At 70.6% G+C, this 10,370-nt stretch carries 10 protein-coding genes; 6 read left to right on the top strand and 4 right to left on the bottom strand.

Annotated features, from left to right (window positions below; genetic code table 11):
* Positions 1-135: 135 nt before the first annotated feature.
* From trpD to BLW84_RS12855, 3 genes are all read right to left on the bottom strand, one after another.
* Positions 136-1,194, bottom strand: coding sequence for an anthranilate phosphoribosyltransferase (gene trpD, locus BLW84_RS12865; RefSeq protein ID WP_093265257.1), 1,059 nt, complete (start codon positions 1,192-1,194; stop codon positions 136-138).
* A gap of 126 nt (positions 1,195-1,320) precedes the next feature.
* The gene (locus tag BLW84_RS12860; protein WP_093265194.1) at positions 1,321-1,728 is read right to left on the bottom strand and encodes a response regulator; all 408 of its coding nucleotides are present in this window, start codon (positions 1,726-1,728) and stop codon (positions 1,321-1,323) included.
* 103 nt (positions 1,729-1,831) lie between these two features.
* Entirely contained in the window at positions 1,832-2,269 is a 438-nt protein-coding gene (locus BLW84_RS12855) for a hypothetical protein (RefSeq protein ID WP_245761115.1), read from the bottom strand.
* Positions 2,270-2,363: 94 nt separating this feature from the next.
* Here BLW84_RS12855 and ctaE point away from each other — a divergent pair, with 94 nt between their 5' ends.
* The 5 genes from ctaE (at position 2,364) to BLW84_RS12830 (ending at position 7,183) form a co-directional block, all read left to right on the top strand.
* Positions 2,364-2,975, top strand: coding sequence for an aa3-type cytochrome oxidase subunit III (ctaE, locus tag BLW84_RS12850; RefSeq protein ID WP_093265192.1), 612 nt, complete (start codon positions 2,364-2,366; stop codon positions 2,973-2,975).
* 107 nt (positions 2,976-3,082) lie between these two features.
* Positions 3,083-3,889, top strand: coding sequence for a cytochrome bc1 complex diheme cytochrome c subunit (qcrC, locus tag BLW84_RS12845; protein ID WP_093265191.1), 807 nt, complete (start codon positions 3,083-3,085; stop codon positions 3,887-3,889).
* Positions 3,886-5,010 (top strand): cytochrome bc1 complex Rieske iron-sulfur subunit, encoded by a 1,125-nt coding sequence (gene qcrA / locus BLW84_RS12840; RefSeq protein WP_093265189.1) that lies wholly within the window; start codon positions 3,886-3,888, stop codon positions 5,008-5,010. Before qcrC ends, qcrA begins: the two co-directional genes overlap by 4 nt.
* Positions 5,007-6,659: a cytochrome bc1 complex cytochrome b subunit gene (qcrB, locus tag BLW84_RS12835; RefSeq protein WP_093265188.1), complete on the top strand. Its 1,653-nt coding sequence runs from the start codon at positions 5,007-5,009 to the stop codon at positions 6,657-6,659. Before qcrA ends, qcrB begins: the two co-directional genes overlap by 4 nt.
* 98 nt (positions 6,660-6,757) lie before the next feature.
* Positions 6,758-7,183 carry a PPOX class F420-dependent oxidoreductase gene (locus BLW84_RS12830; protein WP_093265186.1) on the top strand — a complete coding sequence of 142 codons (426 nt, stop codon included), beginning with the start codon at positions 6,758-6,760 and terminating at the stop codon, positions 7,181-7,183.
* 9 nt (positions 7,184-7,192) lie between these two features.
* Here the strand turns inward: BLW84_RS12830 and BLW84_RS12825 are convergent, their stop codons facing one another.
* The gene (locus BLW84_RS12825; RefSeq protein ID WP_093265185.1) at positions 7,193-8,911 is read right to left on the bottom strand and encodes a DEDD exonuclease domain-containing protein; all 1,719 of its coding nucleotides are present in this window, start codon (positions 8,909-8,911) and stop codon (positions 7,193-7,195) included.
* Positions 8,912-9,043: 132 nt separating this feature from the next.
* On the opposite strand from BLW84_RS12825, the gene BLW84_RS12820 reads away from it, so the two are divergent.
* Positions 9,044-10,360, top strand: coding sequence for an NYN domain-containing protein (locus BLW84_RS12820; protein WP_093265183.1), 1,317 nt, complete (start codon positions 9,044-9,046; stop codon positions 10,358-10,360).
* The last annotated feature ends 10 nt before the right edge of the window (positions 10,361-10,370 follow it).

The following is a 10,370-nucleotide window of genomic DNA, read 5'->3' as shown; positions in this document are numbered from 1 at the left end:
CGCCGCGGCACGCTGCTCCACGCTCAACGAACTTCGCCCAGCCATACAACCGCTCCCCGGAGATCGGAACTGAATTCCTCAGTCCAACCTCCGGGGACCAGTTCAGGTAGCAGGTGCCCTTCGTCGTCAGTCGGGTCAGGCGCCGAGCTGGGCGCGGAGAGCGCTGGAGCGGATCGCCCAGCGGTCGAGGAGGTCCGCGGCGGCACCGGAGTCGATAGCGTTCGCGACGCGCTCCAAACCGGCGCTGAGCTGGCCGCTGAGATCCGTTCCCGGCCCGTCGTAGGCCACGGCCGCACCGGCCGCGTTGAGCAGCACAGCGTCCCGCACCGGGCCCTTGGCGCCCGCCAGGAGGTCGCGGACCGCCTTCGCGTTGACCGCCGCGTCGCCGCCCTGCAGGTCCTCCGGGCGGCTGAAGGGGATGCCGAAGTCCCGCGGGTCGAGCCGGTCCTCGCGGACCGTGCCGTCGTGCACCGCCCACACCGTGCTGGCGGCCGTGGTGGTGATCTCGTCCATGCCGTCGTCGCCGCGCACCACCAGCGCGGAATTGCCGCGGGTGGCGAACACCTCGGCCACCACCGGCGCCATCCGCGGGTCGGCGCAGCCGATCAGGCCGGCCGCCGGCCGCGCCGGGTTGGTCAGCGGACCGAGGACGTTGAACGCCGTCGGGATGCCGATCTCGCGCCGCGGCCCGCCCGCGTGCTTGAACGCCGGGTGGAACACCGGCGCGAAGCAGAAGCCGATGCCGACCTCTTCGATGCAGCGCCGCACGCCCTCGGGCACCAGGTCGATGGCGACGCCGAGCTCCTCCAGCACGTCCGCGGTGCCGCACTTCGACGACGCGGCCCGGTTGCCGTGCTTGACCACGGTGACGCCGGAGGCGGCGAGCACGATCGCGGCCATCGTGGAGATGTTCACGCTGCCGGTGCGGTCGCCACCGGTGCCGACGATGTCCACCGCGCGCTGCGTGATCTCCAGGGGCCGGGCGTGCGCGAGCATGGCGTCGGCCATACCGCGGACCTCGGCGGGCGTCTCGCCCTTGGCGCGCAGCGCGACCACGAAGGCCGCGATCCGCGCCGGGCTGGCCTCGCCGGACATGATCAGGTCCATCGCCCAGGCGGTGTCCTCCGCGGAGAGATCCTCACCCGCGACGAGGCTGCCCAGCAGTCCCGCCCAGTTTCCCGCCTTGGTTCCCACGTTCTTCACTCCGTCTTCAGCGAGCGGGTCGGCAGCGGGCGGCGGCTCAGGGCCGCGCACCCCGCAGCGGCGATGCCTCCCGCCCGGGTGGCTGCGCCGCTGTGCAAATCATCCCGCAACGCGCGTTCAGGCGGGTACCGGCTTGCCCTGCGACCGCAGGACCTCCGCGACCGTCTCCGCGGCGGCGAGCGGGTCCAGCGGGTGCACCAGGACCGCGTCGGCCTGGGACCAGGTCGCCAGCCACCGGTCGTCCTTGCGGCGCACCGCGACCACCACCGGCGGGCACTGCTCGATCTCGTTCTTCAGCTGCCGGGACACGCCCATGCCGCCGGTCGGCTGCGCCTCGCCGTCCAGGATCACCAGGTCCACGCGGCCCGCGTCGACCTCGCTGAGCACGTCCGCGACGGTGCCGGCCTCGATGTAGTGCAGCCGCGCGAGATCCGGGGCCGGGCGGCGCCCGATCGCTGTGATGATCGCCTCCCGGACCTCGGGGCGATGGCTGAACACGAGAACGTTCGTGGTCGGTGTGCTCATCACTAGCTCCTCGCTGGTCGGCGCAGGATGGGTCCGTCGGATGCTATCGGCCCGACCGGGGCGAACAGTAGCCGCCCGGGCAAATCGATCAACCGGAAGTCGATCAGCTCGGCGGGTCCGCGGCGGGTTGCAGCGCGTCCCAGCCGAAGGATTCGCCGGCGTGCCGCTGCGCGAGACCGGCCATCCGGGAGCTCTCCTGTGAGCAATGCAACGCGTCGAGTTGCTGGACACGCAGCGCGATCAGCGCGGTCAGGCCCGGCGCGGCGTGCTCGTCGCCGCGCCCACCAGGGCGAACGGACCAGCCATCGGCGTCCAGCAGGGCCCGTGCCGACTCGATCGAGTGACCCGGGAGGGCCAGGTGGTGGCGCAAAACCGCAGGTAGTCCGGGCTGCCAGCGGGTCGACCGCGCGAGTGCGGCCGAGGCGGCCTCGGTTTCGTCGAACGCGGTCACGACGATCTCCAGGCCGGGATCGTCGATGCTGATCACGGGCCTGCTCCGGGCGCGGCGGCCGGACTTGAAGGCCGCCCAGGTCGCGCGGATGCCTTTCACGGTGCGTTACCTCCGGGTTGCAATCCGATCACCCTCCGGCGGAGGGCCGGACCCGAGGGCGCGAGGGGAAAACGTGCAAGACATAATGCGTCGCGTGACAACGGCAGCGCCCTCAATCAGTCAACGCGTGCATTCGCTGAACCGGCCGAACATGGTCAGCGTAGGCACCATCGTTTGGTTGGCCAGCGAGCTGATGTTCTTCGCTGGGCTCTTCGCCATGTTCTTCACGGTGAAGGCGCAGAACGAGGGCGAGTGGCCACCACCGCCCACCGAGCTGAACCTCCCGTACGCCCTCCCGTTCACGATCATCCTGGTGGCGTCTTCGTTCACCTGCCAGTGGGGCGTGTTCGCGGCGGAGCGCGGCGACGTCTTCGGTCTCCGCCGGTGGTACGTGATCACCCTGATCATGGGCACGATCTTCGTGCTCGGGCAGGCCGGTGAGTACTACACGCTGGTCACCGAGCACGCGACCACGATCGCTTCGTCGGCGTACGGCACGGTCTTCTACATGACGACCGGCTTCCACGGTCTGCACGTCATCGGTGGGTTGATCGCCTTCGTCTTCCTGATCATCCGGACGAAGCTCAGCAAGTTCACGCCGGCCCAGGCCATCGCGGCGATCGTGGTGTCGTACTACTGGCACTTCGTGGACATCGTGTGGATCGGGCTGTTCGCCGTGATCTACCTCGTCCCCTGATGGATGTAGCAGGGGCCTTGGCCCATGAAGCAAGGTCCCTGTGATCGGCTTCTCGAACGAGGTCGAAACCGAACACCCCGAACCGGACAGCAAGGGTTGCCGCTCTCATGACCACCAACAAGAAACGGAACCGCGCGGGCTCGAAGCTTAAGCGGCGGATCTCCGGTGTACTGGCGTTGGGCATCGCGCTGGTGGGTGCCGGCGGGCTGTACACCGTCGTGACTCCCGAGCCGCAGACCGCGCACGCCGCTGCGGACCCGGCTTTGGTGAGGCAGGGCGAGCAGCTCTACAACAACGCCTGCATCTCCTGCCACGGCTCGAACCTCCAGGGCGTCCAGGACCGCGGTCCGAGCCTGGTCGGCGTCGGCGAGGCCGCCGTGCACTTCCAGGTCGCCACCGGCCGGATGCCGATGGTGCGCCAGGAGGCGCAGGCGACGCGCAAGCCGCCGAAGTTCAACCCGGAAGAGATCGACGCGCTGGCCGCCTACGTGCAGACCTACGGCGGTGGGCCGGAGTCGCCGAAGCAGACCGGCGAGGCGCTGCAGGGCGGCAACACCGCGCGCGGCGGCGAGCTCTTCCGGCTCAACTGCGCGTCCTGCCACAACTTCACCGGTCGCGGCATCGCGATGTCCTCCGGCAAGTTCGCGCCGAACCTGGAGCCCGCCACCGAGCAGGAGATCTACGAGGCGATGCTCACCGGCCCGCAGAACATGCCGAAGTTCTCGGACCGGCAGCTGACGCCGGAGGAGAAGCAGGACATCATCGGCTACATCAAGTCGGTCACCAACGGCAACAACAACCCGGGTGGTAACGACCTGGGCGGCTACGGGCCCGGGCCGGAAGGCGTCATCGCCTGGGTGGTCGGGCTCGGCGCGCTGATCGGCCTCACCCTGTGGATCGGAGCCAGGGCATGAGTGAGCAGAAGAACGAATACACAGAGGCCGAACTGGCCGAGATGAGCCGCGACGAGAAGGTCCGGCTCGGCCTGGCGCTCGACGACGTCGAACTCGTCGAGTACCGGGACAACTTCCCCGTCCCGGGGACCCGGGCGGAGCGCCGGGCGGAGCGGGCGGTCGCCGCCTGGTTCACCCTCGCCGGCCTGTCGGCGCTGGCGTTCATCGCGGTCTTCGTGTTCTGGCCGTGGAGCTACCAGCCGCCGTCGGACGAGCGCGCGCACTTCATCTACTCCCTGTACAACCCGCTGATCGGTTTCTTCTTCGGCCTGGCGATCCTGGCCGTCGGCATCGGCGTGGTGCAGTACCAGAAGAAGTTCATCCCGCACGAGGTCGCAGTCCAGCAGCGGCACGACGGTCACGGTTCCGACGAGGTCGACCGGCAGACCACCGCCGCGCTGCTCGCCGACGCGGGCGTCCGCAGCGGCATCTCCCGCCGGTCGATGATTCGCCGCACCGCGGGCTTCGGCGCCGGTGCGTTCGGGGTCGGCGCGGGCGTGTTCGCCATCGGCGGCCTGGTCCGCAACCCGTGGGCGACCGAGGGCCCGGAGTCGCTGCAGCACACCGAGTGGCTGTCGGAGAACGGCGAGAAGACCTACCTGCGCCGCAACACCGGCAACCCGCACGAGATCTCCCTGCTGCGGCCGGAGGACATCGACGCGGGTGGCTTCGAGACCGTCTTCCCGTTCCGCGAGTCCATGCGGCACGACGAGCACGAGCTCGAGGCCTCGATGAAGAAGGGCGACGCGCCGGTCATGCTGATCCGGCTCCGCCCCGGCAGCCAGCCGGTCAAGCGCAAGGGGCAGGAAGACTTCAACTACGGCGACTACTACGCCTACTCGAAGATCTGCACCCACGTCGGCTGCCCGACCTCGCTGTTCGAGCAGCAGACCGGGCGCCTGCTCTGCCCGTGCCACCAGTCGCAGTTCGACGTGGTCAACACCTACGCCAAACCGGTGTTCGGTCCGGCCACCCGGGCACTGCCCCAGCTGCCGATCGCGGTGGACGAAGAGGGCTATTTCGTGGCCAAGGGCGACTTCATCGAACCGGTCGGCCCGGCATACTGGGAGCGTAACGCATGAGTTCGATCACTCGACCTACGAAGTCGGAGAGCGCTGCGTACCGCAAGGTGGCCACGGCGGCCGACGAGCTCGACTCGCGGTACCAGCTGGCCAAGGGCATGCGGCGGCAGCTCAACAAGGTCTTCCCCACGCACTGGTCGTTCCTGCTCGGGGAGATCGCGCTCTACACGTTCATCATCCTGATCGTGACGGGCGTCTACCTGACGTTGTTCTTCGACCCCTCCATGGAGGAGGTCGTCTACAACGGCGTCTACCAGAACCTCCAGGGCGTCCCGATGTCCCGGGCGATGGAGACGACGCTGAACATCTCGTTCGAGGTGCGCGGCGGTCTGTTCGTCCGCCAGCTGCACCACTGGGCGGCGCTGCTGTTCGTCGCGGCGATGGCGGCGCACATGTTCCGGGTGTTCTTCACCGGTGCGTTCCGCCGCCCGCGCGAGAGCAACTGGACCATCGGCGCCCTGCTGTTCATGCTGGGCATGTTCGAGGGCTTCTTCGGCTACTCGCTGCCGGACGACCTGCTCTCCGGCACCGGTATCCGGGCGACCCTGTCCGGCATCGTGCTGTCGATCCCGGTGCTCGGCACCTGGATCCACTGGGCGCTGTTCGGCGGTGAGTTCCCGGGCACGGAGATCATCCCTCGGTTGTACGTGCTGCACGTGCTGGTGATCCCGGGCGTCATGCTCGGCCTGGTCGCGGTGCACCTGGCGCTGGTCTGGTACCAGAAGCACACCCAGTTCCCCGGCGTGCGGCGCAAGGAGAACAACGTCGTCGGCGTCCGGATCATGCCGGTCTTCGCGCTCAAGGGCGGTGCGTTCTTCGCGCTGGTCACCGGCGTGTGCGCGATCCTGGCCGGCGTCTTCCAGATCAACGCGGTCTGGAACATCGGTCCGTACAACGCCTCCCAGGTGTCGGCGGCCTCGCAGCCCGACTGGTACCTGATCTGGGCGGACGGCATCCTGCGGATCTGGCCCGCCTGGGAGCTCTACCTCGGGCCGTACACGGTTCCGCCGGTGTTCTTCGCCGGTGTCATCGGCATGGGCATCCTGTTCACGCTGCTGATGACCTACCCGTTGATCGAGCGCAAGCTCAGCAAGGACAACGCGCACCACAACCTGCTCCAGCGGCCGCGTGACGCGCCGGTCCGCACCGGCCTCGGCATGATGGCGCTGACGCTGTTCGGCGTGCTGATGATCTCGGGTGCGAACGACATCGTCGCGTTCCAGTTCAACATCTCGCTGAACGCGATGACCTGGGCCGGCCGCATCGGCCTGCTGGTCCTCCCGCCGCTGGCGTACTACATCACCTACCGGGTCTGCCTGGGCTTGCAGCACAGCGACCGCGAGGTGCTGGACCACGGCGTCGAGACGGGCATCATCAAGCGCCTGCCGCACGGCGAGTTCATCGAGGTCCACCAGCCGTTGGGCCCGGTGGACGACCACGGCCACCCGGAGGCGCTGCCCTACCAGGGCGCTCCGGTGCCGAAGAAGATGAACAAGCTCGGCGCGGCCGGCCGCCCGGTGAAGGGCAGCCTGCTCACCCCGGACCCGTCCGAGGAGACCGCAGCGCTGGAGCGCGCTCGGCACGAGGACGTGTCCCGCGACGCGGAGCGCGAGCTGACGGCGGGCAAGCCGCAGCAGCCCACCGAGTAAGGCGAGCACGCACTAGGCCCGGTACCCGAGAGGGTGCCGGGCCTCGTCGTTTTCGGGAGCGATCGCGAGGCGGGCCAGGGGCGGCTACGTTTGCCGGCGTGGCATCGATCAAAGATCCAGAAGTCCGCGCGTTCCTCGAAGCAGGCACCCGCACCGGCAAGCTCGGCTTCACCGCGAGCGACGGGCGACCGCTGGTCGCACCGGTGTGGTTCGTGCTGGACGGCGACGACTTGGTGTTCAACACGGGCAAGGACACCGCGAAGGGCCGTGCGATCGCCCGCGACCCGCGGCTCGTGCTGTGCGTCGACCTGCCCGAGCCGCCTTACGCCTTCGTGCAGGTGCAGGGCATCGCGGAGACGTCCGAGGAGCCCGGCGAGCTGCTGCGGACGGCGACCGAGATCGGCGGCCGCTACATGGGCAGGGACCGGGCGGAGGAGTTCGGCCGCCGCAACGCCGTGCCCGGCGAGCTGGTGGTCCGCATCCGGCCGACGAAGGTGATCGCCGCCCTGGACATCACCGGGTGAGCTCGGCCGTCAGTCGATGCCGGCGTAGGGGGTCCGGCCGGTGGTGGCCTTCTCCAGCCAGGTGCGCCAGGAACCGGCGGCCCCGGCCGGTTCGGCCCACGGGATGCTGCACCGGACCATCCGGGTACCCCCGGTGGTGAGCCAGCGGTAGACGACGCGCGCCTCGTCGGCCGTCGTGCCGTGCAGCGGTCCGGCGCCGGGGATGACGGTCTCCGCCGATGCCTGCAGCAGGTCCACGACCGGCATCGGCGGGACGCCGCGCCGCGCGTTGCCCGCCGCGGCGAGCCGGCCGTGCCGGATCACCGACAGGTGCCAGCCGCCGCGGCCGTCCGGCCGGGCCGCGACGAGCTCGGGCACGCCGGTCAGGGCGGCCAGCCGCTGCCCGCGGTCCAACGACCGCACGAGCGCGGCCAGCTGGTCGCGGTGCACGGCGGCGTCTTCGAAGCGCTGTGCCTCGGACAGCCGGTCGAGCTCGCCCCGCAGCTGCTCCAGCAGATCGGAGCTGCGGCCGCGGATGACGTCCTGGATGGAGATCACCGCGGGCTCGTACTCTGCGGCGCTCTGCCGACCCGCGCAAGGCGCTCCGCAGCGCCCCAGCTCGTACAGGGCGCACGGGCGGCCGCTGGGCTCGCGCGCCGAGATGCGTTCGGTGCACCGGCGCACCGGTGCGGCGGATTGCAGAGCCTCGACGGCGGCGGCCGCCGCCTGGCGGGAGCCGAACGGCCCCAGCGCATCGGGTTTCGGGACGCGCACCACCGACAGGCGGGGGAACGGTTCGTCGGTCAGCACCACCCACCAGGCGCGCTGCGGGAACTTCGAGCGCCGGTTGTAGCGGGGCTGGTGCGCCGCCAGCAGCCGCAGCTCCCGCACCTCGGCCTCCAGCGGGTGAGCGCACTCCACGTGATCGACCCGCTCGGAGATCAGCACCATCTCCTTGACGCGGCTGCGCCGTTCCCCGGCGGTGAAGTACTGCCGGACGCGCCTTCGCAGGTCGGTCGCCGTGCCCACGTAGAGCACCTCGTCCTTCGGCCCGCGGAAGAGGTAGACGCCCGGCGAGTTCGGCAGCCCGTCGGCGAGGCCGCGCTTGCGCCGCTGCTGCGGCGCGACGTCGGGCAGGTGACCGAGCAGGTCCTCCAGCGTTCGCACGCCGAGCGGGCCCACCCGCTCCAGCAGGGCGTGCAGCACGTCCACGGTGGCGCGCGCGTCGTCCAGTGCGCGGTGCACCGGAACGGTGCGGGCGTTGAGCACCCGGGCGAGGGTGCCGAGCTTGTGGTTGGGCGTCTCGTCCCTGGTCAGCACCCGGCGGGACAGCCGCACGGTGTCCACCACCTGCGGCTTCGGCCACCGCAGCCCGAGCCGCTCGCAGTTGGCGCGGAGGAACCCGATGTCGAACGGGGCGTTGTGGGCCACCAGCACGCTGCCGCGGCTGAACTCCAGGAAGGCGGGCAGCACCGTGTCGAAGCGGGGTGCTTCGACGACCATCGCCTCGGTGATGCCGGTGATCGACACGATCGCGGGCGGGATGCCGCGCTCCGGGTTGACCAGCGTGGCGAACTCGCCGAGCACTTCGCCGCCGCGGACCTTGACGGCGCCGATCTCGGTCACCGCGTCCTCGTTGCGGTCGCCGCCGGTGGTCTCCAGGTCGACGACGACGAAGGTCACCTGGTGCAGCGGGACTTCCTCGGCGGTGAGCAGCTCGTCGAAGGACAGTTGCGGGTGCGCGGACATCGGCGATCACGTTACGTCCCGCTACCGACAGGACCGGTGGATGCGTGGATCTGGGACCTGGGCCATTAGCCTGTGGGGGTGGTACCGCCGAAGCCGGGGTCAGCCGACGCCCCAACGCCCGACGAGTCTGCTGTGGACAGTGCACAGCAGGCCGGCGGTGGCCCGCCCGTCGACTGGGACGCGCTGCCCGGTCCGCTGCGCCTGCGGCTGGCGGAACTGGCGGCCTGCTCGCTGGGCGAGATGCGCGCGTCGGACGTGCCGGCCCAGCTCCGCCCGGTGGTCCGCTTCGCACCGGCCAAGCGCGCCAAGCTCGGCCAGCCGGCGCTGATCGCGGCGCTGCGCGACTCCGGGGTGTTCCGCACCGCGGTCGTGGACTGGTGCGGCAACCACCGCCCGGAGGCGCTCGCCCTGGACAACACCGATCCGGTCGCGGTCGCCGCGGCCGCTGTGCTGCTCGGCTCGCCGATCGCGCCGCACTACGTGGAACTGATCGCGTTCCGCGCCGAACAAGGCCAACTGCGCAGCGAGCGCGACTCCGCGACAGCGCGGGTCGAGAGGCTGACCGCTGACGTCGAGCGCCTGCGCGGAGAACTCACCGAGGCCAAGCACGCTGCCGAGCGCGTAGGCGACGAGAACAGCTCGGAGGCGGACCGGCTGCGCAAACGCCTGCGCGAGCAGGGCGTGCGGCTCAAGGAAGCCAAAGACGCCGCGGAGCACGCGCGCGGCGAGCTGGAGAAGATCCGTGCGGAGCACGAGGCGGAGATCGAGGAGGTCGCCGCGGAGCGCGACCGCGAGCGGACGCGAGCGCAGGAGGAGCGGCGGCGCGCGGAGCGCGCTAGCTCCGAGGTCGAGGTGGCGCGGCAGTCCGCCCGAGAAGCCCGTCAGGGCGACGAGGTGCGGTTGGCGCTGCTGCTGGAGACGCTGGAGGGCGCCGTAGGCGGCCTGAGGCGCGAGCTGGGGGCGAGCGGGAGCGGGCCTCGGCCCGCGGACGTCGTGCAGCGCGTCAGGGCGCATTCCGGCGCGACCGGTGAGGTGCCGGACGTCGCCGCGCTGGACCGGTTGCTGGCGCTGCCCGCCGTGCACCTGATCGTCGACGGCTACAACGTGACCAAGACCGGGTATCCGGAGTTGCCGCTGTCCGATCAGCGGGACCGGTTGGCGCACCAGCTCGCCGCGTTGTCCGCGCGGACCGGCGCGGAGGTCACCGTCGTCTTCGACGGCGCCGACGTGCTGGCGGTGCCGACCGCCGGGCCACGCGGGGTTCGGGTGCTGTTCAGCGAGCCCGGGGTGCAGGCCGACGACGTGATCCGCGATCTCGTCTCCGCCGAGCCGAAGGGGCGGCAGGTCGTGGTCGCGACCTCGGACCGGGCCGTGGTCACCTCGGTCCGCCGACGCGGCGCCTACGCCGTTTCGTCCGCGATGTTGCTGGCCCGGCTCAACCGCGTCTAGACCGCCTTCG

The organism is Saccharopolyspora shandongensis (assembly GCF_900106995.1).
GTDB classification, from domain to species: Bacteria; Actinomycetota; Actinomycetes; order Mycobacteriales; family Pseudonocardiaceae; genus Saccharopolyspora; species Saccharopolyspora shandongensis.
The sequence above is the reverse complement of the archived record's forward strand: the minus strand, read 5'-3'. Positions and strand labels throughout refer to the sequence as shown.